The sequence below is a fragment of the Gilliamella sp. B2824 genome, from assembly GCF_026536245.1.
Lineage (GTDB): Bacteria > Pseudomonadota > Gammaproteobacteria > Enterobacterales > Orbaceae > Gilliamella.
Genome location: NZ_JAFNON010000001.1, coordinates 404,886 through 429,284 on the forward strand (window position 1 = coordinate 404,886; position 24,399 = coordinate 429,284).

The 24,399-nt window shown below is 35.9% G+C and carries 22 protein-coding genes and 1 tRNA gene; 17 read left to right on the forward strand and 6 right to left on the reverse strand.

The genetic code is table 11. The features are described 5' to 3' along the window. The first annotated feature begins 11 nt into the window (after positions 1–11). The 8 genes from trpB to truB all read left to right on the forward strand — a co-directional run bounded on the left by trpB (position 12) and on the right by truB (position 8,556). Entirely contained in the window at positions 12–1,205 is a 1,194-nt protein-coding gene (gene trpB, locus J3U56_RS01840; protein WP_267366468.1) for a tryptophan synthase subunit beta, read from the forward strand. Beyond that, a complete protein-coding gene (trpA, locus tag J3U56_RS01845; RefSeq protein ID WP_267348702.1) occupies positions 1,202–2,008 on the forward strand; it encodes a tryptophan synthase subunit alpha in 807 nt (268 codons plus the stop codon). Before trpB ends, trpA begins: the two co-directional genes overlap by 4 nt. 207 nt (positions 2,009–2,215) lie before the next feature. After that, positions 2,216–2,292, forward strand: a tRNA-Met gene (locus tag J3U56_RS01850). Between the two features lie 191 nt (positions 2,293–2,483). Then, on the forward strand, positions 2,484–2,945 hold the full coding sequence (gene rimP, locus J3U56_RS01855) for a ribosome maturation factor RimP (RefSeq protein ID WP_065633366.1): 462 nt from the start codon (positions 2,484–2,486) through the stop codon (positions 2,943–2,945). Between the two features lie 16 nt (positions 2,946–2,961). Further along, positions 2,962–4,437: a transcription termination factor NusA gene (nusA, locus tag J3U56_RS01860; RefSeq protein WP_065798778.1), complete on the forward strand. Its 1,476-nt coding sequence runs from the start codon at positions 2,962–2,964 to the stop codon at positions 4,435–4,437. Between the two features lie 17 nt (positions 4,438–4,454). Further along, a complete protein-coding gene (gene infB / locus J3U56_RS01865; protein ID WP_267348700.1) occupies positions 4,455–7,145 on the forward strand; it encodes a translation initiation factor IF-2 in 2,691 nt (896 codons plus the stop codon). Positions 7,146–7,210: 65 nt separating this feature from the next. After that, entirely contained in the window at positions 7,211–7,588 is a 378-nt protein-coding gene (gene rbfA, locus J3U56_RS01870) for a 30S ribosome-binding factor RbfA (protein ID WP_065798776.1), read from the forward strand. A 68-nt stretch (positions 7,589–7,656) separates the two neighbouring features. After that, positions 7,657–8,556 (forward strand): tRNA pseudouridine(55) synthase TruB, encoded by a 900-nt coding sequence (gene truB / locus J3U56_RS01875; protein WP_416380243.1) that lies wholly within the window; start codon positions 7,657–7,659, stop codon positions 8,554–8,556. Between the two features lie 79 nt (positions 8,557–8,635). Here truB and J3U56_RS01880 read toward each other — a convergent pair whose 3' ends face one another. Further along, positions 8,636–9,682: a LacI family DNA-binding transcriptional regulator gene (locus J3U56_RS01880; protein ID WP_267333385.1), complete on the reverse strand. Its 1,047-nt coding sequence runs from the start codon at positions 9,680–9,682 to the stop codon at positions 8,636–8,638. Between the two features lie 308 nt (positions 9,683–9,990). On the opposite strand from J3U56_RS01880, the gene J3U56_RS01885 reads away from it, so the two are divergent. From J3U56_RS01885 to dnaB, 9 genes are all read left to right on the forward strand, one after another. Beyond that, positions 9,991–10,953 carry a putative type VI secretion system effector gene (locus J3U56_RS01885; RefSeq protein ID WP_267366472.1) on the forward strand — a complete coding sequence of 321 codons (963 nt, stop codon included), beginning with the start codon at positions 9,991–9,993 and terminating at the stop codon, positions 10,951–10,953. Between the two features lie 63 nt (positions 10,954–11,016). Next, entirely contained in the window at positions 11,017–11,979 is a 963-nt protein-coding gene (locus J3U56_RS01890; RefSeq protein ID WP_267333387.1) for a putative type VI secretion system effector, read from the forward strand. Between the two features lie 63 nt (positions 11,980–12,042). Beyond that, complete coding sequence (locus tag J3U56_RS01895) at positions 12,043–13,005, forward strand: putative type VI secretion system effector (RefSeq protein WP_267333388.1); 963 nt, start codon at positions 12,043–12,045, stop codon at positions 13,003–13,005. Between the two features lie 63 nt (positions 13,006–13,068). Next, positions 13,069–14,031 (forward strand): putative type VI secretion system effector, encoded by a 963-nt coding sequence (locus J3U56_RS01900; protein WP_267366474.1) that lies wholly within the window; start codon positions 13,069–13,071, stop codon positions 14,029–14,031. Positions 14,032–14,094: 63 nt separating this feature from the next. Beyond that, entirely contained in the window at positions 14,095–15,057 is a 963-nt protein-coding gene (locus J3U56_RS01905; protein WP_267333390.1) for a putative type VI secretion system effector, read from the forward strand. Positions 15,058–15,120: 63 nt separating this feature from the next. Continuing rightward, the gene (locus tag J3U56_RS01910; protein WP_267366476.1) at positions 15,121–16,083 is read left to right on the forward strand and encodes a putative type VI secretion system effector; all 963 of its coding nucleotides are present in this window, start codon (positions 15,121–15,123) and stop codon (positions 16,081–16,083) included. Positions 16,084–16,512: 429 nt separating this feature from the next. Then, the gene (locus J3U56_RS01915) at positions 16,513–17,535 is read left to right on the forward strand and encodes an aspartate-semialdehyde dehydrogenase (protein ID WP_267366477.1); all 1,023 of its coding nucleotides are present in this window, start codon (positions 16,513–16,515) and stop codon (positions 17,533–17,535) included. Then, a complete protein-coding gene (truA, locus tag J3U56_RS01920; protein ID WP_267348955.1) occupies positions 17,522–18,313 on the forward strand; it encodes a tRNA pseudouridine(38-40) synthase TruA in 792 nt (263 codons plus the stop codon). Before J3U56_RS01915 ends, truA begins: the two co-directional genes overlap by 14 nt. 47 nt (positions 18,314–18,360) lie before the next feature. Beyond that, a complete protein-coding gene (gene dnaB / locus J3U56_RS01925; RefSeq protein WP_267366479.1) occupies positions 18,361–19,785 on the forward strand; it encodes a replicative DNA helicase in 1,425 nt (474 codons plus the stop codon). Between the two features lie 63 nt (positions 19,786–19,848). Here dnaB and J3U56_RS01930 read toward each other — a convergent pair whose 3' ends face one another. The 5 genes from J3U56_RS01930 to J3U56_RS01950 form a co-directional block, all read right to left on the reverse strand. Continuing rightward, on the reverse strand, positions 19,849–20,685 hold the full coding sequence (locus J3U56_RS01930; protein WP_267366481.1) for a metal ABC transporter permease: 837 nt from the start codon (positions 20,683–20,685) through the stop codon (positions 19,849–19,851). After that, positions 20,682–21,548, reverse strand: coding sequence for a metal ABC transporter permease (locus tag J3U56_RS01935; protein WP_267333397.1), 867 nt, complete (start codon positions 21,546–21,548; stop codon positions 20,682–20,684). Before J3U56_RS01935 ends, J3U56_RS01930 begins: the two co-directional genes overlap by 4 nt. Further along, complete coding sequence (locus tag J3U56_RS01940) at positions 21,549–22,445, reverse strand: manganese/iron ABC transporter ATP-binding protein (protein WP_267366483.1); 897 nt, start codon at positions 22,443–22,445, stop codon at positions 21,549–21,551. Further along, positions 22,445–23,368, reverse strand: coding sequence for a metal ABC transporter substrate-binding protein (locus J3U56_RS01945; RefSeq protein ID WP_267366485.1), 924 nt, complete (start codon positions 23,366–23,368; stop codon positions 22,445–22,447). Before J3U56_RS01945 ends, J3U56_RS01940 begins: the two co-directional genes overlap by 1 nt. Before the next feature lie 379 nt (positions 23,369–23,747). Beyond that, on the reverse strand, positions 23,748–24,399 hold a 652-nt coding region (locus J3U56_RS01950; protein ID WP_267366487.1), incomplete at its 5' end, for an autotransporter outer membrane beta-barrel domain-containing protein.

Below are 24,399 nucleotides of genomic sequence, written 5' to 3' on the forward strand. Positions count from 1 at the left end.
AAGGAATAGTTATGTCAAAATTAAATCCTTATTTTGGTGAGTTTGGTGGGCAGTATGTCCCTCAAATATTGATGCCTGTGCTTGAGCAACTTGAGGATGCTTTTTTATCAGCGATTCATGATCCAAGTTTTCAAAAAGAGTTTAATGATTTATTAGTCAATTATGCCGGTCGACCTACTGCGCTTACTTTATGTAAAAACTTAACAGCAGGCACTAAAACTAAACTCTATTTAAAACGTGAAGATCTTGTACATGGCGGTGCGCACAAGACCAATCAAGTATTAGGGCAAGCGTTACTTGCCAAACGTATGGGAAAAACCGAAATTATTGCCGAAACCGGTGCAGGGCAGCATGGCGTTGCATCAGCACTGGCCTGTGCGTTACTTGGCTTAAAATGCCGTATTTATATGGGCGCAAAAGATGTTAAACGGCAAGCGCCTAATGTGTTTAGAATGCGTTTAATGGGGGCGACTGTGATTCCAGTTGAAACAGGTTCAGCTACTTTAAAAGATGCTTGTAACGAGGCACTGCGTGACTGGTCAGGAAGTTATGAAAAAGCTCACTATATGCTAGGTACCGCAGCAGGTCCACATCCTTTCCCGACTATTGTATGTGAATTTCAGCAGATGATTAGCCGCGAAGCCAAACAGCAAATATTAGAAAAAGAAGGACGTTTGCCTGATGCCGTGATTGCTTGTGTTGGCGGTGGATCTAATGCAATTGGGATGTTTGCGAATTTTATTGAAGAAAAATCAGTACGCTTAATTGGTGTTGAACCGGGTGGACACGGCATTGAAAGCGGTGAACATGGTGCATCATTAAAACATGGTAAATTGGGTATCTACTTTGGTATGAAATCGCCAATGATGCAAACTGATGAAGGGCAAATTGAAGAGTCGTATTCGATATCAGCGGGCCTTGATTTTCCATCTGTTGGACCTCAACATGCTTATTTAGATAGTATCGGCCGTGCGCAATATGTTTCGATTACCGATGATGAAGCGTTAGATGCCTTTAAAGCGTTGTCGCGTCATGAGGGTATTATTCCTGCGTTAGAATCATCGCATGCTTTAGCTTATGCACTAAAGATGATCAAAGAAAATCCTAATAAAGAACAGCTGTTGATTGTCAATCTATCGGGCCGCGGAGATAAAGATATCTTTACTGTTTATGATATTTTAAAAGCAAAAGGAGAAATTGAATGAACCGTTATCAAAAATTATTTGATAAATTAAATCAAGAAAAGCGGGGCGCATTTGTTCCTTTTGTTCCTGTTGGGGATCCTAATCCAGAACTCTCTTTACAAATAATACAAACTTTAATTGATGCTGGTGCGGATGCATTAGAGCTGGGTATTCCGTTTTCTGACCCTATGGCCGATGGACCAACCATTCAAAATGCGAATATTCGCGCTTTTAAAGGTGGTATTAGTGTTGAAAAATGTTTTGAAATATTAACTCAAATCAGAAGCTATCATACTGATATTCCTATTGGCTTACTCATCTATGCTAATTTAGTTTTTAAAAATGGTATTGATAACTTCTATGCGAAATGTGCAAAAGCAGGCGTAGATTCAGTATTAATTGCTGATTTACCGGTTGAGTATGCACAAGAATTTACCAAACATGCAGAAAAATATAAGATTGCGCCAATCTTTATTTGCCCACCAAATGCTGATGACGAAGTTATTAAAAAAATAGCTGAATTGGGTAAAGGTTACACCTATCTTGTGTCACGTGCTGGTGTAACCGGTACTGAAAATCGCGCCAATAAACCTTTAACGCATTTAATCCAAAAATTGACTCAGTACGGCGCGCCGCCAGCGATTCAAGGATTTGGTATCTCAGAACCCTCACAAGTGAGTGAAGCAATTAAATCAGGAGCAGCTGGTGCGATCGCCGGATCTGCGACAGTCAAAATTATCGAGAAAAATTTAGATGAACCTGAAAAAATGCTCAATGAAATGACCGAGTTTGTTAAAAAGATGAAATTAGCGACGTCTAAATAATTTTTTTCCGCTGAGAATTCAGCGGAATATTTTATTTTTTTATAGATTTGGTTATGCCATTTTGCTTACTTATTTTACATTTGTTTTGTAAAAAAGACTGAAATTTATTCTGTTAGATTAATCAATTACTTCAGCTATATTTGCTAAAATTAACATTATTACACGTTGCACTTTATTTAAAATAAGGTATAATCTTCAACCATCTATCGCGGGGTGGAGCAGCTTGGTAGCTCGTCGGGCTCATAACCCGAAGGTCGTTGGTTCAAATCCAGCCCCCGCAACCACTTAGATTTTCATTCATAAATCAATTTACCCTTTTTATTGCGTGAAAGTTCGAATCAAGTGGCTTCATTATAGTTAGTTTTAAATGTAGCCTCGCATGTCGAGGTTTTTTTTCGTGTTTTGATTTAAGCGTAAGTTTAAAAGGAATGTTGGGCTATATGCCCTTTTTTTATTTTTTGCAGTGGAGGTTTGTTTGGCTAATATAGAACAGCAATTGACGGATATCATACAAGAACCTGTGAATGCCCTTGGTTTTGAGTTAGTTGGCGTTGAATACATTCGTGGCCGTTACCCAGTGTTACGAGTTTATATAGATAGTGAAAACGGTATAACTGTTGATGATTGTGCTGATGTTAGCCGACAAATTAGCGCTGTGCTTGATGTGGAAGATCCTATCAAAGATGCTTATAACCTTGAAGTTTCATCACCAGGTATGGACAGGCCACTGTTTACGTTAGAACACTATCAACGTTTTGTTGGTGAAGAAGTCACAATTAGTCTGCGTATTCCTGTTGCTAATCGTCGCAAATGGAAAGGACAGATAAAATCCATTGATAATGAGATGATTACACTAACGGTGGATAATAACGATGAAGTGTTTGCTTTTAGCAATATTCAAAAAGCAAATATAGTACCTAATTTTAACCTTAAATAGAGTACGGGTGTAAAGGATGAATAAAGAAATTTTAGCTGTTGTTGAAGCAGTATCAAATGAAAAAGCACTAACGCGTGACAAAATTTTTGAAGCGTTAGAAACCGCATTAGCAACAGCCACTAAAAAGAAACATAATGTTGATATTGATGTTGTGGTAAAAATTGATCATAAAACTGGCGATTATGATACATTTCGCCGTTGGTTGGTGGTCAATGAAGTTACACAACCAACTAAAGAAATAACCCTAGAAGCAGCGCAATATGAAGATCCAACATTAAAAATTGGTGACTATGTTCAAGAACAAATTGAATCTGTTGCTTTTGACCGAATTACAACACAAACGGCGAAACAAGTTATTGTACAAAAAGTACGCGAAGCTGAGCGTGCAATGGTCATTGACATGTTTAGAAACCGAATTGGTGAAATCGTAACGGGTATCGTCAAAAAAACCAATCGCGATAGCGTGATTTTAGATTTAGGTAATAATGCCGATGCAATGATGTCACGTCATGATATGCTGCCACGCGAAAACTTCCGTATTGGCGATCGTGTACGCGGTATTTTATATTTGGTTGAACAAGACAATAAACCTGCGCAGTTATGCATTAGCCGGTCTAACCCAGAGATGATGGAAGAGCTATTCCGTATTGAAGTCCCTGAAATTGGTGAAGAGATGATCGACATTAAAGGTGTTGCTCGTGATCCGGGTTCTCGCGCTAAAATTGCTGTTAGCAGTAACGACCGTCGTATCGATCCAGTTGGTGCATGTGTTGGTATGCGAGGCGCTCGAGTCCAAGCTGTTTCGAATGAATTTGGTGGTGAACGTATTGATATCGTATTGTGGGATGATAATCCTGCACAGTACGTGATTAATGCCATGGCACCTGCTGATGTTGTGTCAATTGTTGTTGATGAAGATAAACATACAATGGATGTGGCTGTTAATGCTGATACTTTACCACAGGCTATTGGTCGAAATGGGCAAAATATCCGTTTAGCATCACAACTTACGGGTTGGACGTTAAATGTAATGAGTACCGAAGATTTACAAGAAAAACATCATGCCGAATCATTTGCTGCAATCAGTAACTTAATGAAGCATTTAGACATTGAAGAAGATCTGGCACAACTATTAGTTGAAGAAGGTTTTACTTCGCTAGAAGAACTTGCTTATGTACCGGTTGATGAATTACTTGAAATTGAAGAGCTTGATGAAGAACTGGTTGAAGCATTAAGAAATCGCGCAAAAGATGCTTTAACAACCTTAGCGCTTGCTCATAGTGGCGATAAAAGACCGGCGCAAGATTTATTAGATTTACCGGGTATGACACAAGAATTAGCCTACCAATTAGCCCAACATGACGTTATTACTTTGGAAGATTTAGCAGAACAAGGTACCGATGATCTCGTGGATATTGAAGGTTTAACAAGTAAACAAGCTGGCGATTTTATTATGGCTGCACGTAATATTTGTTGGTTTGCAAATGAATAATTGAGGGAAAGTAATACATGACCAAAGTATCAATCGAAACACTGGCTCAAGAGATAAATACTCCAGTGCAAACACTTTTGCAACAGTTTGCCGATGCTGGGATGAAAAAAACCGCGTCTGACACTGTTACACAAAAGGAAAAAGAAGCTTTGCTTGCGCATTTAAATCCTCAGCAAGGTCCAACAAAATTAACACTACAACGTAAAACTCATTCAACGTTGAATGTGTCAAGTGCGGGTGGCAAAAGCAAAGAAATTAAAGTCGAAGTCCGTAAAAAACGTACTTTTGTAAAACGCGATCCGGCTGAAATTGCTGCCGAGCAAGAAAAAGCACGTCTAGAAGCTGAAAAAGCTAAACAAGAAGCAGAATTAGCAGAATTACAAGCACGTAAAGAAGCTGAAGAGAAAGCGAAGTTAGCTGCAGAAGCTGCAGAGCAAGAAGCTAAAAAACGCGAAGAAGAGGCTAAAAAACGTGCTCAAGAAGAGAAAGCTAAACAGCAAGCCGCTAAACCTGTGCAAGAGCCGACAACGGATCCTAAAGTAAAAAAAGCACAAGAAGAAAAAGCGCGTTTAGAAGCAGAGGCCAACGAAATAAAACGTAAAGCTGAAGAAGAAAATCGTCGAAAATTAGAAGAAGACGCTAAACGTATGGCCGAAGAAGCTCGCAAACTAGCCGAGCAATATAGTGATACTGATGATAACGACAATAGTGAAGATGATGATTATCATGTCACCACATCTAAATATGCACGCGCTGCTGAAGATGATACCGACCGAGAAGTCGAAGGTGGTCGAGGCCGAGGTCGTGGCGGTAAACAAACTAAACAGAAAAAAGCTAGTAAATTATCTGAAGGTAAAGCTGAACGAGAAGAAGCCCGTGCAGTTACGCGTAGTGGTCACAAAAAGAAAGGTAAAAGTGCATTGCAACAAAGCTTTACTAAACCTGTTCAAGCCGTTAACCGTGATGTAGTCATTGGTGAAACGATAACTGTTGCTGAACTTGCTAATAAAATGGCTGTTAAAGGTTCTGAAGTTATCAAAACTATGATGAAGATGGGGGCGATGGCAACCATTAATCAGGTTATCGATCAGGAAACGGCACAACTTGTTGCCGAAGAAATGGGACACAAAGTGGTACTTCGTCGTGAAAACGAACTTGAAGAATCGCTCATGAGCGACCGTGATACCGGTGCTGAAAAAGTTGCTCGAGCGCCTGTCGTCACTATCATGGGGCATGTTGATCATGGTAAAACTTCATTACTTGACTACATCCGTAAAGCGAAAGTGGCATCGGGTGAAGCCGGTGGTATTACGCAGCACATCGGTGCCTACCATGTAAAAACACCAAATGGCGAAATCACCTTTTTAGATACACCAGGCCATGCTGCATTTACCTCAATGCGTGCGCGTGGTGCTAAAGCAACCGATATCGTGGTATTAGTTGTAGCGGCTGATGATGGTGTGATGCCACAAACTATTGAAGCTATTCAACATGCGAAAGCGGCAAATGTACCAATCGTTGTTGCAGTGAATAAAATCGACAAACCAGAAGCCGATCCTGAGCGCGTTAAAGGTGAACTGGCCCAATATGGCGTTATGTCAGAAGATTGGGGTGGTGATACTCAGTTTGTTCATGTTTCGGCTAAAGCAGGCACCGGCATCGACCAATTACTTGAAGCAATCTTATTACAAGCCGAAGTCCTTGAGCTTACTGCGTATGAATCTGGTATGGCGAGCGGAGTGGTAATTGAATCATTCTTAGATAAAGGTCGTGGTTCAGTTGCAACAGTGCTAGTTCAATCAGGTACTTTACGAAAAGGCGATATCGTTCTGTGTGGTTTTGAATATGGTCGTATTCGTGCAATGCGCAACGAATTAGGTAAAGAAGTTACCGAAGCGGGCCCTTCAATTCCGGTTGAAATTTTAGGTCTTTCTGGCGTACCGTCAGCAGGTGATGAAGCCACTGTTGTTCGTGATGAAAAGAAAGCGCGTGAAGTTGCGCTCTATCGACAAGGTAAATTCCGTGATGTGAAACTTGCGCGTCAACAAAAAGCGAAACTTGAAAACATGTTTACCAACATGACTGAGGGGGATGTATCTGAACTTAACATCGTGTTAAAAGCTGACGTTCAAGGTTCGGTTGAGGCGATCTGTGATTCATTGCTTAAACTTTCAACTGATGAAGTGAAAGTGAAAATTATTGGTTCAGGTGTTGGTGGAATTACCGAAACTGATGCTTCATTAGCAGCGGCTTCAAATGCGATAATTTTAGGCTTTAATGTTCGTGCTGATGCATCGGCACGTAAGGTTATTGAGTCTGAAAACTTAGATCTTCGTTACTATTCTGTTATTTATGACTTAATTGACGAAGTTAAACAAGCCATGAGCGGTATGCTTGCACCAGAATACAAACAAGAAATTATTGGTCTTGCTGAAGTGCGTGATGTATTTAAATCACCAAAATTTGGTGCGATTGCTGGTTGTATGGTGACAGAAGGTGTGGTCAAACGCCATAATCCAATTCGGGTACTTCGTGATAACGTTGTTATCTATGAAGGTGAACTTGAATCCCTACGACGCTTCAAAGATGATGTTAATGAAGTACGTAATGGTATGGAATGTGGTATTGGTGTACGTAACTACAATGATGTTCGTGTTGGTGACAGCATCGAAGTGTTCGAAACTATCGAAATCAAGCGTACCATTTAATCATTACCAAACATGTTATAAGCAAGGTTTAAGCCTTGCTTATTCATATTTTAAGGAAAATAGATATGGCAAAAACATTTAGCCGCTCATCACGAGTTGGGCATGAATTACAAAAAGAGATTGCGATCATCTTACAACGAGAAATCAAAGATCCACGATTAGGAATGGTCACTGTTTCTGGCGTAGATATTTCGCGCGATCTTTCCTATGCCAAAGTATTTGTAACTTTTCTTAATGATGATGATCCACAAGTTATTGAGCAGGGACTAACTGTGCTTAATGATGCAAAAGGATATATCCGAACCTTAATTGGTAAAGCGATGCGTTTACGCATTATTCCTGAAATCAAATTCTTTTATGATGAGTCACTGGTTAAAGGAATGCAAATGTCTAATTTAGTGTCTGATGTGATTAGACAAGACAATGAACGGCATAAAGATTAACTAAAAAGTTAAAATTATACTTAGCAAATAATTATTAAAAAAACTTAAACCTTGAATATAAAGCACCAATGATGAATACAAAAAAAATTCGCCGTGACATTCACGGCGTTTTATTGTTAGATAAACCGCAAGGTATGACTTCTAATGATGCACTTCAAAAAGTAAAAAGGCTGTTCAATGCAAAAAAAGCAGGGCACACAGGTGCACTCGATCCTTTAGCAACAGGCATGTTACCAATTTGTTTTGGTGAGGCGACCAAATTTTCGCAATACCTGTTAGATTCAGACAAACGCTATCGCGTGGTTGCCCAGTTAGGCGAACGAACTGATACTTCAGATGCAGATGGTCAAATTATTTGTTCTAAAGTTGTTAATATTTCTCAATCACAAATTGATGAAGCATTAACGCATTTTCGTGGCGATATTTTACAAGTACCGACCATGTTTTCAGCATTAAAATATCAAGGTAAACCCCTATATGAGTATGCCCGTCAAGGTATTGTGATTGAACGTGAAGCAAGGCCTATTACTGTCTACCAAAATCAATTTATTCAATTTAATCCAGATGATAACCAATTAACATTAGAAATACATTGCTCGAAGGGCACTTATATTCGAACCATTATTGATGATTTGGGTGAACTACTTGGCTGTGGCGCGCATGTTATTTATTTAAGACGTTTGCAAGTATCAAATTATCCGATTGATAAAATGATCAGCTTGGATGAATTACAACACATTACCGATAAACAAGCTTTACTTATGCCAGTGGATAGTCCTGTGCAAGATTATCCAAAAATTACTTTAACTCATATTCAAGGAAAAGACATATTGTTAGGCCGAAATATTGTACTTGATACATCAGTATCGAGCGAAACATTAGTTCGAATTTATCAAGATCAACAGTTTATCGGTATTGGTATACAAAAATTTAATCAACTATCACCAAAACGCCTGATATCAGTTTGATTATAGAACATCGTTGCCTAGATAATTTATGCTATTTATTGCTCGTAATATCGGGTAAAGTTAAAATGGATGTTAATCATTAATAAAAACGAGGTTCTGCTTCTATAATGTGATAGCTTTTAACGTTTTTTATAGCATTATCAATATGTTGACAAAGCAAATTAGCGGAATCTTGGCCCATTTTATACAATGGTTTATTTATTCGACTTAATTTATCTAATTCGTTATATTGCCTTGCACTTGCATGGCCCACATAGGTTATAGTAAGCGGACGAACTAGCTGAGCTTGACTTTCATGAGCTTGATGTAATGCACCTAAAACAACATGATAATCGGAAAGATGACATTGCAAATTATGATAATTCTTTTCTGGATAGCTCAAACTACTATTATCACCACAAATAATCGCTGAAGGTGGATTATTGCTATTGATTAGTTTTTTTACGGCAGCTCTGCCATGTTCATAACTAATGCAACGCTCAACAAGATAGTGAGGATTAAATTCTATATTTGCTCTGAGTAACGCTTGTTGATACCCTTGCAAAAAAAGTGTGGAACAAATTTTATTGTTATCATTCATCAAAATTGCGATTTTTTGATGTGCGTTTTCTAATAAATATTGCGTTATTTGGTAACCGATCATCAAATGATCAAAATAAACACAGGTAAAATTACGCGAAAAATGATTTATTAAAACAATTGGTGGCAATGCTTTTTTAAATTGTTCAAGCTCACTTAAGTAAGGTGCATCATTAATCACTAAAATTCCGGCAAAGGTGTTTTGGTTAATAAATTGAATTAAATGATGAATATCAGTTTTAGATTGGCATGGAAAGCGAAAATAAAATACTGTAAAACCTGCTTGTCTTAACGTCTGCTCCAGTCCATAGTTAATTAATGTATATGGTGTAAATTGATTATCCAAAACTAAAATGCGATTAGATTTATCAAAATGGCTATGAGGCTTTAAATTACAACTTATATCAATCTTTAACTCTTCAATCGCTCGGTAAACTTTAGATTGCGTTGTAACAGAGGTTAAATGAGGTTTTTTAAGCACCCTAGATACCGACGCAATCGATAAATTTGCCTGTTTGGCAATCACAGACAGTGTAGTTTTTTTCATAATAATTAAAGTAGTCTATTAAAATTATAATTACATTAATCAAGTTACTAAGTTCTGTAATTGATTTTGAGCGAATTTAGCGATCTGCCTTCCAAATAATTTTGACTATGTAGTAACTAAAGATTATTTTGTTAATTTAATATATACTATGTAGATAATCTGTTTTTCGGTTAGGAAAACTAGTTTGATTAAAGTAGTAAAAAGACCTGTTTTTTTAGCAATTCAACTAGATAAAAAATTAGTTTTATCATATTGTTATATTTCTGTGGAAGCATGAATATTTATAGCTATAAGGAATACGACCGAATATGTGCTATGCAAAATATGACGGCAAAGATATCACTTATAAAGATAAAGATCAGGTGTTAAAAAAAACAGGACTCAAAATAGAAGATCCAACATTGCCACCTAAAGACTTAGTAAAATTAACAGGCACACTATCTGATTTTAAAGGGCTTTTTTGTTATACCCCACTTGCAGATGGTGCTTACATAAGTGAAGCACAAAAAGAAAAACAAAAAATTAAATTACAGAAGCGGGCATTACTGGCTACGTTAAATGGCAATACAGCTTTAGGTTTAGCCGCATTGGGTCATGCTAATGGGGGGGATCGTAGTAACATGTTTCCTGCGCAATATATTACCGCAAAACTTAATAATGATATTACCCTTAAAGGTTGGCTGGGTTATTATAAATTTAATGAGGGTGATCAAGTTGAAGTAGTCGCTGAAAAACATGATGATTATTATGAAGTCTATGCCATGTTAAAACCTAGCGAGCAAATTATTTCACTTATTCCGTTATGTTTTGCAGGTCGCAATCAAGCCTTAAAAATGTATTTTTGGCCAATGTTTATTTTTTACATTGTGTTAACTTTATTGATGACTTACCTTATTTTAGGCTTTTCTTTTGAGAATCTTTTCATTGGTTTTACTGTTACTGGTTTTTTATTTGGATCGGGGTGCTTAATCGTAAATAAAAACTCTATCGCTACCCATATAAAACTTGCAGAAAGAATTTTTACCCTTTTGGGATGGAAAGACGTAAGTAATATTAATTTATTAAAAGTGAGCAGACAATACATTGCTAAATTGATTGCTCAAAATAAGTATTCTTTAGAACCTCGCAAAAATACAGATGCTTATTCAAGACCTACAAAAAATGGTGATGGATTTTATTTTTTTTATTACGATCCAGAAGTGCTTTGTAAGGAAGAAGGTAACCCTTTATCAGAGGATAATAAAAAGACACAACATGAAGATGGTCAATAATGGTTTAAAAATGAGTCGATTTTTTTTAGGGTGTTAAAATAGCAATAAGGAATAAGACCGAATATGTGCTATGCAAAATATGACGGCAAAGATATCACTTATAAAGATAAAGATCAGGTGTTAATAAAAACAGGACTCAAAATAGAAGATCCAACGTTGCCACCTAAAAATTTAGTAAAATTAACAGGTACATTATCTGATTTTAAGGGGATTTTTTGTTTTGCTCAAGTTGGTGATGGCGCTTATTTAAGTGAAGAACAAAAAGAAAAACAAAAAATTAAATTACAGAAGCGGGCATTACTGGCTACGTTAAATGGCAATACAGCTTTAGGTTTAGCCGCATTGGGACATGCTAATGGGGGTGATCGTAGTAACTTGTTTCCTGCGCAATATATTACCGCCAAACTTAATAATGAAATTACCCTTAAAGGTTGGCTGGGATTTTATAAATTTAATGATGGTGATCAAGTTGAAGTAATTGCTGAAAAACATGAGGATTATTATGAAGTCTATGCCATGTTAAAACCTAGTGAGCAAATTATTTCGATCATTCCTCCTTGTGTGGGCGGACGTAATCAGGCTTTAAAACATTATTTTTTCCCAACGCTTATATTTTATATTTTCTGTGGAGTATTGATGAACTATTTTTTCTTAGATTTTAGTTTGGAGAATATTTTCATAGGTTTCGGGACTTTAGGTATAATGTTTGGATTGGCTGTCTTAATTGTATGTAAAAATTGCATTGCAACCCATATTACTCTTGCTGAAAAAATTTTTAATTTATTAGGTTGGCAAGATGTCATTAATATTAATTTACCCAAAATAAGTAAACAATATATTGTTAAATTGATGGCTTTAGGTAAATATTCAAATGATTATAATAATAAAATAGATCCGTATTTTAGACCGCCTAAATCTGGTGTTGGTTGGAGTTTTTATTATTACGATCCAGAAATCCTTTGTAAGGAAGAAAGCAAACCTTTAGCAGAGGATAATAAAAAGACACAACATGAAGATGATCAATAATGATTTAAAAGTGAGTCGATTTTTTTTAGGGTGTTAAAATAGCAATAAGGAATAAGACCGAATATGTGCTATGCAAAATATGACGGCAAAGATATCACTTATAAAGATAAAGATCAGGTGTTAATAAAAACAGGACTCAAAATAGAAGATCCAACGTTGCCACCTAAAAATTTAGTAAAATTAACAGGTACATTATCTGATTTTAAGGGGATTTTTTGTTTTGCTCAACTTGGTGATGGCGCTTATTTAAGTGAAGAACAAAGAGAAAAACAGAAAGCCAAACTTCAAAAAGGTGCTTTACTTGCTACTTTGAATGGTAATACTGCAGCAGGGCTCGCGGCTTTGGGACATGCTGAAGGTGGTGATCGTAGTAACTTGTTTCCTGCGCAGTATATTACCGCCAAACTTAATAATGATATTACCCTTAAAGGTTGGCTGGGTTTTTATAAATTTAATGAGGGTGATCAAGTTGAAGTAGTCGCTGAAAAACATGATGATTATTATGAAGTGTATGCTATGTTAAAACCCAGTGAGCATATTATTTCAATAATTCCACTTTGTTTAGGTGGTCGAAAACAATTGTTTAAATACTTTAAATTACCTCTTTTTTTATTCTATGTGATTTTTACCGCAATTATTTTATATTTTTTCGGTAGTTTTAATTTAGACGATATTGTTAGTGCATACATCGGCTCCGGAATTCTTTTTGGTCCTGCTTACTTTTTATTATACAAAAAATCAATATCAACTTTTGCTTTACTTTCAGAACAAATTTTTACAGTTTTAGGGTGGCAAAATGTCGCTAATATAAACTTAATCTCCATAAGTAGACAATATGTTAAGAAATTAATAGCTAGTGGTAAATATTCATATGTGTACAACGATCTTATTGATCAATACATTAAACCAACTAAATCTGGTGAAGGACTTTATTTTTTTTATTACGATCCTGAAGTGCTTTGTAAGGAAGAAGGTAAACCTCTATCAGATAATAATAAAAAGACACAACATGAAGATGGTCAATAATGGTTTAAAAATGAGTCGGTTGTATTTAGGCTGTTGAAATAGTAATAAGGAATAGGACCGAATATGTGCTATGCAAAATATGACGGCAAAGATATCACTTATAAAGATAAAGATCATGTGTTAAAAAAAACAGGGCTTAAAATAGAAGATCCAACGTTGCCACCTAAAGACTTAGTAAAATTAACAGGCACACTATCTGATTTTAAAGGACTTTTTTGTTATGCTCCAGTTGGTGATGGCGCTTATTTAAGTGAAGAACAAAAAGAAAAACAAAAAATTAAATTACAGAAGCGGGCATTACTGGCTACGTTAAATGGCAATACAGCTTTAGGTTTAGCCGCATTGGGCCATGCTAATGGCGGTGACCGAAGTAATTATTTTCGAGCACAATACATTACTGCCAAACTTAATAATGAAATTACCCTTAAAGGTTGGCTGGGTTTTTATAAATTTAATGAGGGTGATCAAGTTGAAGTAATTGCTGAAAAACGTGATGATTATTACGAGGTTTATGCCATGTTAAAACCCAGCGAGCAAATTATTTCACTTATTCCATTATGTCATGCAGGTCGCAATCAAGCTTTAAAAATGTATTTTTGGCCAATGTTTATTTTTTACATTGTGTTAACTTTATTGATGACTTACCTTATTTTAGGCTTTTCTTTTGAGAATCTTTTCATTGGTTTTACTGTTACTGGTTTATTATTTGGATCGGCTTGTTTACTTGTAAACAAAAACTCAATCGCCACTCATATAAAACTTGCCGAAAGAATTTTTAAATTATTAGGTTGGAAAGATATTGCAAATATAAATTTAACTAAAATAAGTAAACAATATGTTGTTAAATTAACGATGCTAGGTAAATACTCAAGTGCATATAATTATAATACAGATCCATATATTAGACCGCCTAAATCAGGCGCAGGTTGGAGTTTTTATTATTACGATCCAGAAATCCTTTGTAAGGAAGAAAGCAAATCTTTAGCAGAGGATAATAAAAAGACACAACATGAAGATGATCAATAATGGTTTAAAAATGAGTCGGTTGTTTTTAGAGTGTTAAAATAGCAATAAGGAATAAGACCGAATATGTGCTACGCAAAATATGATGGCAAAGATATCACTTATAAAGATAAAGAACAGGTGTTAAAAAAAACAGGGCTTAAAATAGAAGATCCAACGTTGCCACCTAAAGACTTAATAAAATTAACAGGTACACTATCTGATTTTAAAGGACTTTTTTGTTATGCTCAACTTGGTGATGGCGCTTATTTAAGTGAAGCACAAAAAGAAAGACAGAAAGCCAAACTTCAAAAAGGTGCTTTACTTGCTACGTTAAATGGCAATACCGCAGCGGGACTTGCAGCATTGGGGCGTGCTAATGGTGGCGACCGCAGTAATTATTTTCGAGCACAATACATTACTGCCCAACTTAATAATAATATTACCCTCAAAGGTTGGCTGGGTTATTATAAATTTAATGAGGGTGATCAAGTTGAAGTGATAGCCGAGAAACGTGATGATTATTATGAAGTCTATGCCATGTTAAAACCCAGCGAGCAAATTATTTCTATTATCCCCCTCTGTTATGCTGGTCGCAATCAAGCTTTTAAAGCTTGGTTTTGGATAGTATTTATATGTTATATCATTTGTGTATTATTAATGAATTATTTTGTTTTAGACTTTTCTTTCGAAAATCTTTTAATCGGATTTAGTTCGCTTGGTTTACTCATCGGACCGGCTTCAGTAATTGTTAAGAGAAATTCAATTGCTACTCATATAAAACTTGCGGAAAGAATTTTCACTCTTTTAGGATGGAAAAATGTCAAAAATATTAATTTAATTACTGTAAGTAAACAATATATCGATAAATCAATTACTCAAGGGAAAGTTTTAACTGATTGGCAGCAAGATACAGATCCATATATAAAACCTTCCCTAAGTGGTAATGGGTGGTACTTTTTTTATTATGATCCTGAAGTGCTTTGTAAGGAAGAAGGTAACCCTTTATCAGAGGATAATAAAAAGACACAACATGAAGATGGTCAATAATGGTTTAAAAATGAGTCGGTGGTTTTTAGGGTGTTGAAATAGCAATAAGGAATAAGACCGAATATGTGCTATGCAAAATATGACGGCAAAGATATCACTTATAAAGATAAAGATCAGGTGTTAAAAAAAACAGGACTCAAAATAGAAGATCCAACATTGCCACCTAAAGACTTAATAAAATTAACAGGTACACTAACTGATTTTAAAGGGCTCTTTTGTTATGCTCCACTTGCTGATGGCGCTTATTTAAGTGAAGAACAAAGAGAAAAACAAAAAGCTAAATTACAAAGAGGCGCTTTACTTGCTACATTAAACGGTAATACCGCAGCAGGGCTCGCGGCTTTGGGTCATGCTAATGGCGGTGATCTTAGTAATTATGTTAAAGCACAATATATTACTGCCAAACTTGATAATGATATTACCCTTAAAGGTTGGCTGGGTTTTTATAAATTTAATAAGGGTGATCAAGTTGAAGTAATTGCTGAAAAACGTGATGATTATTACGAGGTTTATGCCATGTTGAAACCCAGTGAGCAAATTATTTCTCTTATCCCACCATGCTATGCTGGGCGTAACCAAGCTTTAAAAGTTTGTTTTTGGCCTGCGTTAATATTTTATATTTTTTGTGTATTATTAATGAATTATCTTGTTTTAGACTTTTCTTTGGAAAATCTTTTCATCGGTTTTAGTTCGCTTGGTTTACTAATTGGATCGGCTTGTTTAATCGTAAGAAAAAACTCTATAGCTACCCATATAAAGCTTGCAGAAAGAATTTTTACTCTTCTGAAATGGAAGAACGTTAATAATATTAATTTAGACAAAATAAGTAAAAACTATATAACCAAATTAATTGTTCAGGGAAAATATTTAACTGATTGGAATTTCGATGTTGATTGGTGTATTAGGCCATCTAAAGATGGCTGTGGATGGTTCTTTTTTTATTATGATCCTGAAGTGCTTTGTAAGGAAGAAGGTAACCCTTTATCCGAGGATAATAAAAAGACACAACATGAAGATGGTCAATAATGGTTTAAAAATGAGTCGGTTGTTTTTAGGGTGTTGAAAGAGTAATAAGGAAGAAGGACTAATATGCTCTATGCAAAAAATAGGGTAACAATTAATGATTTCCTATCAATTTTGAAAACATAAAAAGTTTTAACTTTTTTAAAAAGATATATGACGTTTACTAATAGGAGTTTTTCCGAATAATTTATAAAAATAAGGTAATAGTAATAAAAAAAATAATCAATTCTAAAATTCTATTATAGAATTAAAAACTATTAATTTTAATCAATGTTGGCGAATGATAATTACATTACCCTATAGTTTATATAGACTATTTGGTTAAACATAAATGGGTTAGAAATACTACATCATGTTTGTTATGATCTTTTGCGCTATCTTAGATAAGATAATGGTATAATAGCCTATACTTTTTTTAATTAGGTTTAAGATATGTCTGCATGGAATATTGCGATTGTTGGTGCGACAGGGCAAGTTGGTTCTGCATTAGTTGAATTGTTACAACAAGATAACTTAGCACAAGCTAATCGATTCGAAATTGAAAATCTTTATTTAGTTGGCAGTGATAATAGTGAAGGCGAAATTGTACGTTTTTCGGGTAAAAATTTAACGGTTGTTGATAGTAATCAAATGGATTGGGGACAATGCCATTTTGCTTTTTTTGTTGCGGGTGTTAAAACCAGTGAAACGTATGCGCAGATAGCAGCGCAATCGGGCTGCATTGTGATTGATGCAAGTGGTTATTTTGTCGATGAGGATCATATTCCTTTAGTCGTTCCTAAGGTAAATAATAATGTTTTAACTGAGTATCGTAATGAAAATATCATTGCTGTTGCTAGTGCAACAGTCTGCCAATTATTACGTTGTATTGCACCTTTGACAGATATTGAATTACTTACCAATTTGCATGTTACTAATTTTATTCCATCCTCTTTATATGGTAAATCAGGGGTTGATGAATTAGCGGGGCAGAGTGCTCGGTTGTTAAATGGAATGCCAGTTGAAAATGCCATATTTGATAATCAATTAGCCTTTAATTTGTTACCGATTTCTCATCAAACTGAGCATTTGACACTCAGCGAAAAATCACAAGTAAATCAAATTCGCAAAGTAATGAATAATTATCAATTGCCGGTATCAATTGAATCGATCATTGTTCCAGTTTTTTATGGGCTTGCGCAATCAGTCAATGTGTCAAGTAGTTTACCCATTGAATTAGATATGACACGTTTTAATGACTATGGCGTCGAAGTGCAAAATGATGATTTGCCTACCCCTGTTACCGAGGTCAATACTGAATCTGAAGATAAATTAACCATAAAATTAGCTAATCTAAGGCACAGCTATGGTAATTATGAGCAAATTCAATATTGGTCAGTTGCAGATAATATTCGTTATTTAGGCGCATTGATGCTGATAGAGACCCTAGAGATACTCATTAATGACTATCTGTAAAATTGCACTGGGTATTGAGTACGATGGTAGTGACTATTTTGGTTGGCAAAAGCAGCAGTCGCACGACTCTGTTCAAGAAAGGTTAGAAACGGCCTTATCGATTGTCGCTAATGAACCCATTACCGTTTTTTGCGCGGGCAGAACCGATGCCGGTGTGCATGCTACAGGGCAGGTGGTTCATTTTGAAACCCAAGCCCAACGTTCACACGGTGCCTGGACGATGGGGGTGAATTCGCATTTACCAACTAATATTGCTGTGCGGTGGTCACACTCAGTCGATGATAGTTTTCATGCACGATTTAGTGCAACGGCAAGGCGGTATCGTTATGTGATTTATAATCATCGTTATCGACCGGCAATTTTAGCTAAAGGTGTTTCTCATTATTATTTGCCATTGAATGAAACATTAATGCATCAAGCTGCGCAATATTTATTAGGTGAAAATGATTTTACATCATTTAGAGCGGCTCAGTGTCAGTCATTAACCCCTTGGCGTAATATTCATCATATTGAAGTGACAAGGCAAGCTGAATATATTATTGTGGATATCAAAGCGAATGCTTTTGTGCATCATATGGTACGTAATATTGTAGGCAGTTTAATCGAGGTCGGTGCAGGCAATCAGCAGCCACAATGGATTTTTGATTTGCTCAAAGCTAAAGATCGAACACTCGCTGCTGCAACAGCAAAACCGGAAGGGTTGTATTTGGTTCAAGTGGACTATCCATCGAAATATCAGATCCCCAATTCTTTTTTAGGTCCATTATTTTTACATTAAGCATAATTGCTTATAACTAATCCAATTTAACTAAAAAGATGAATGCAATGAATAGTGATGATATCAATTCCAGTAAAGATGATAAAAATAAAGAAACAAAAAAATCAAAACTGCATAATATCAAATTGCCACCACACTCTATTGAAGCAGAACAAGCCGTGCTTGGCAGTTTAATGCTTGATAATCAACGATGGGATGTTGTGGCTGAAATGATTACTGAGCGCGATTTTTATTCTCGTCATCATCAATTAATTTTTTCAGAAATGCATACTTTGGTCGGTAAAGGTACGCCGATTGATTTAATTACACTATCGGAAAGTTTAGAAAGTAAGGATATTCTTGCTGATGTTGGCGGATTTGCCTATTTGGCTGAACTTTCAAAAAATACCCCAAGTGCAATTAATGTCGTTGCTTACAGTGATATTATTCGTCAGCAAGCGATTTTACGTGAACTGATTAGCGCATCAAATGATATTGCTGATAACTGTTATGCAACTGAAGGGCGAGATAGTAGCGAAATTTTAGATCTAGCCGAAAGTAAAATATTCCAAATAGCGGAAAGCCGAACAAAACAGGGTGAAGGACCAAAGAGTATTACTGATGTGCTCGAGGCAACGGTTGCCAAAATTGAAGAGCTCTTTCAGCGTCCACACGACGGAGTGACAGGTGTTTCAACCGGATTTATTGATTTAGATAAGAAAACAGCTGGTTTACAACGTTCAGATCTTATTATTATTGCAGCAAGACCATCGATGGGTAAAACGACTTTTGCTATGAATTTGTGTGAAAATGCAGCAATGATGCAAGAAAAGCCTGTGCTGATTTTCAGTTTAGAAATGCCCTCAGAACAGATTATGATGCGTATGTTGGCATCGCTCTCTCGGGTTGATCAAACACGTATTCGAACAGGTCAGCTGAAAGATGATGATTGGGCCAGAATATCGAGTACGATGGGATTGCTTTTAGAGAAAAAAAATATCTATATTGATGATTCATCGGGACTTACCCCTATGGAATTACGCTCAAGAGCAAGACGTATTTATCGTGAACATAAAGGTTTGAGTATGATTATGGTCGACTATTTACAGCTTATGCGTGTTCCTAATATGTCTGAAAATCGAACTTTAGAAATCGCTGAAATTTCACGTTCTTTAAAAGCATTAGCGAAAGAATTACAGATTCCTGTTGTTGCTTTATCACAACTTAATCGTAGTTTGGAACAGCGAGCAGACAAAAGACCGGTTAACTCGGACTTACGTGAGTCAGGTTCCATTGAACAAGATGCCGATGTGATTATGTTTATCTATCGTGATGAAGTTTATAATGAGGCTTCAGAACATAAAGGTATTGCCGAAATTATTTTAGGTAAGCAACGTAATGGTCCTATTGGTAAAGTTAGATTAAAGTTCCAAGGCCAGTTTTCGCGCTTTGATAATTACGCCGATTCAAGTAAATATTTGGATGACGAGTAATTACTTTTATATTGCTAATATAGATGCGCAAATGGTTGATTTTAAACATTTGCGCAAGTTCAGTTAGTTTTGTGTTCTTTTATTAACGACATATCGATAAACCTGTGCTATAACAAAAATAATTGCTTGTAAAATAACAATGCAGGCACTGGTGGATGCGTCTGAATAGTAGCTAATCAATGTGCCTGTCAATGTTGAAAATACCGAAACGATAACAGCAATAATCAACATTAGATCAAAACGTTTAGTAAGTAAAAATGCAGTAATGCCAGGGGAAATTAACATGGCAATCACTAAAATCACCCCAGCAGCTTTGAGTGAACCGACTATGGTTAAAGCAAGCACACTGAGCAAACCATAATGTAATAAGCGAACGGGTAATCCGATCACTTGAGCCTGTATTGCATCAAAGCAATATAGCATAAGATCTCGACGTTTTATAATGATTAAAATTGAAACTGTGGCAGCAATTAAGATGATTTGTTTTAATTCATCGTAACTTGTCCCAAGCACACTGCCAAATAAAATATGATTTAGATGTTGTGATGTGTCGACTTTTGAAAAAAGCACTAAGCCAAAAGCAAACATGCCTGAAAAGACAATGCCCATTACCGTATCTTCTTTAATTCGGCTATGTTCTTTAATGTAGCCAGTTGCCACAGAGCAACATAAGCCAGAAACAAATGCACCAATGATAATTGGAATGCCTGCTAAATAAGCTAACACAATCCCAGGTAATACAGCATGCGAGATGGCATCGCCCATTAATGACCAACCTTTTAAAACCAAAAAGCAAGAAAGTAGTGCACAAACTATACCTGTTGCCATGGCGGCTAAAATAGCACGCTGGATAAGGGGCAAGGTTAATGGATAATAGATAAAATCCCATAATTCTGTCATACATTTGCCCCTTTCTTTAACTTTGATTGTTTTATTTTTCGCTTATTAGAAATTAAGCCTTGTCTAGGTGCAAATAAAAATGCAGTCATAAAAACTAAGGTTTGTAGTGTAACAATTACACCACCGGTTTCACCATTGAGAAAATAGCTAATCCAAGCACCTATTGCACTGGTTGATGCACCAATCACGACCGAAATAATTAATAGATGTGAAAAACGATTCGTTAATAGGTAAGCCGTTGCGCCAGGGGTGACGACCATTGCGATAACTAAAATTGCGCCCACCGTTTGCAAAGCGGCTACTGTGCAAGCACTTAAAATAGTGAAAAAAAGAATTTTTAATTGTAAGGGTTTTAAACCAATTGATCTGGCATGAGTTTCATCAAAGAAAACAACTAACAAATCTTTCCAAAACAACAGTAATAGTATAAATGACACTAAGATGATAATTTGTACTTGCCACATATCACTATCGTCAATGCCAAGAATATTACCAAAAATGATAGTTTGCACATTAACGGAAGTTGGATTGAGTGAAATAATTAACAGGCCGACAGCAAAAAAAGTAGAAAAGATAAAACCAATAATTGCATCTTCTTTTAATCGAGTAATGGTGCGCACAATAATAATGGCCAGTGCGGCAAGTAATCCTGTAAAAAAAGCGCCGACAGAATAGGGTAGCCCAAGCGCATAGGCACCGGCAACACCTGGTACTACTGAGTGGGAAAGTGCATCCCCCATTAGTGACCAGCCTTTTAGCATTAAAAAAGCCGATAAAAACGCACAGGCGGCCCCTACAATGCTACTTACCCAAATGGCTTTAAACATAAAGCTATAAGTAAAAGGTTCAAGTAGGAATTCCATTTATTGTTGTCCTTTTGGTTCATTACCTTGCTGTTCAACAAGTAAATTTTGATGAGGTGAATCATCCTTACCTTCACCATAAAAAATCGCTGCACGTTCGTCATCGGTTAGTATCGATACTTTACGCGGATCTTCGTCTTCATGTAATTGAGCACCAGATAGACTTAAATAACGTAATGCACCACCAAAGGTTGTCATTAAATTCTGAGGAGTAAATGTGGTTTTAGTTGGACCAAATGCCAGAACAGTTTGATTAATCAACACCACCTGATCACAAAATTCAGGCACACTGCCTAAATTATGGGTTGAAACTAAAATTAAATGCCCTTCTTTACGCAGCGCTTTAAGCAAATCAATGATTGCATTTTCTGTTTTAACATCAACACCGGTAAAGGGTTCATCTAATAGCAATACTTTTCCTTGCTGAGCCAATGCTCGAGCTAAAAAAACACGTTTTTTTTGCCCACCTGAAAGTTCACCGATCTGTCGATGTTTAAAATCAAGCATATTGGCGCGTTCAAGTGCAATATCAACTTGTTTTTTATCTTCCTGACTCGGAATACGAAAAAAAGACATATGCCCGTATCGTCCCATCATCACAACATCAGAAACTAAAACGGGGAAGTCCCAATCAACTTCTTCAGTCTGTGGAACATAAGCAATGATATTTTGCTTTAATGCCTGCCTTACTGGAATATTATTAAATGTTACGCGTCCTTGAGTTGGTTTGATTATTCCCATAATACTTTTAAACAAAGTCGATTTACCGCTTCCATTTACGCCAACAAGGGCACATATAGTGCCGCCATTGAGCTTAAAACTGGCATCATGAATTGCTGTATGACCATTATTATAAGTCACGGTAATATCATCAACATTTAGGCAAATTTGAGTCATTATTTTTCAAATCCTTTAGCTATTGTTTCAACAGTAACTTTTAATAAATCAATATATGTAGGTACAGGCCCATCTTTTGTTGATAAAGAATCGACGTATAAAACGCCTCCATATTTGGCACCGGTTTCCTTGCTTACTTGTTTTGCTGGTTTATCTGAAATGGTACTTTCGCTAAATAATACAGGAATGTTTTTTGCTTTGACTAAGTCGATAAGATTTTTAACTTGTTTTGGTGTTCCTTGTTGTTCTGCATTAATGGGCCATAAGTAAGCTTCTTTTAGATTATAATCTCGAGCTAGATAGCTAAAAGCCCCTTCACTGGTTACTAACCAACGTTGAGCATCAGGAATTTTAGTTAAACGTTCACGCAGTGGGGCATCAAGCGCTTTTATCTTGGCAATATAGTCAGCTGCATTTTGGTTATAAATATCAGCATGTTTAGGATCATATTTAACAAACGCTGCGCGAATATTTTCTATATAAGTTAAAGCAAGTGTCGGAGACATCCAAGCATGAGGATTTGGGTTACCTTTATAACTACCTTCTTGAATTGGCATCGGTTCAATCCCTTCAGTAACTACAACAGAGGGCACATCTTTAATATCTTCAAAAAAACGTTTAAACCATAATTCTAAGTTAAAACCATTCCATAATACTAAATCAGCAGAAAGGGCTTTAGTAATATCTTGTGGTGTCGGATCGTATTCGTGGATTTCGGCTCCCACTTTTGTAATCGATTCAACATCAGCGGCATCACCGGCGACGTTTTTAGCCATATCTTGGATCACGGTAAAAGTTGTCACGACTTTAAATTTTTTTTCGGCTGCTTGGGCTGAACAAAATAGTCCAGCAATTATAATTAACGATGACAGTATCGTCCTAAATACTGTTTTATTATTGTTATTGAATAAATTAAATTCCATTATCAGCTCCTGTTGTATAACATACTAGAAATCAATTAAATAGTAACAAAGTCGTGAGTTGTTATATCTGATATAATCATTAGAAATAGTTATCTTTTTTTACATAAATATTATTATTTAAATGTTAATGAGAATTATTATCATTTAAATAATAAATGTCAAATTATTTTTACTTAGCGGGAATAAATATTTCCCCATTTATCTATATGAATTCATTCTAAATAAAAACGTTGTAAAATAGCAGACTATGTTCTCTATTTGAGCAATAGATGATACGGTAAGAAACTTGCTGATTTATTGAGATAAAAATCACATTCATATGATTTAGAATGTGATTTTTAATTTTCATATTATAATGCGGCTTTATGGTCTGGTTAGATTAAAAAGAATAACGGTAACCACCATTTACTTGTAGTAAATTAAATCGATTACCCGTAGAGCTTTCAACATCAAGGTAAATAGTATGTGCTTTATTAACTTGAGCACTTACACCTATGCTGTTATTCCACCAGTTTCCTTCAAATGAATGGCTCTCTTTATTTCCATTTAGTTTGTAGTAAGTATCGCCATCAAATTCCCGAACAATGCCTGTTTTAGCATAAAGGTTAATGTTGCTATTTTCGGTATTGACTTGATAACCAAACAATGCAGAAGCACGACCAATTAATGAGTTATAGTTACCTAATTTGACGTTAAGCCCGTTGGTTGCATTAATTGATGTACCATTTTGGTGGCTATAAGCGATTTGCGTTTGTGGTTCAATATAAAAATCGTTGATTTGATATTTTTTACCTAGCTCTAATGATACGCCAAGTCCATTGGTATGACCGGTACCCTGAACGCGATTATCAGCAGTATCTTTCACTTTGAAATGATTTTTTTGACGTGCATATTTCGCTACACCATCTAGGTAAAAACCACTTTCATCTAAATACGTTGTATAAAGCCCTGTATTAAATGATCTTAAAGAGCCGTCGCCTTTACGGTAGTCAGGATCACCATAAGTTTGACCAACAAAAGCACCTATTACA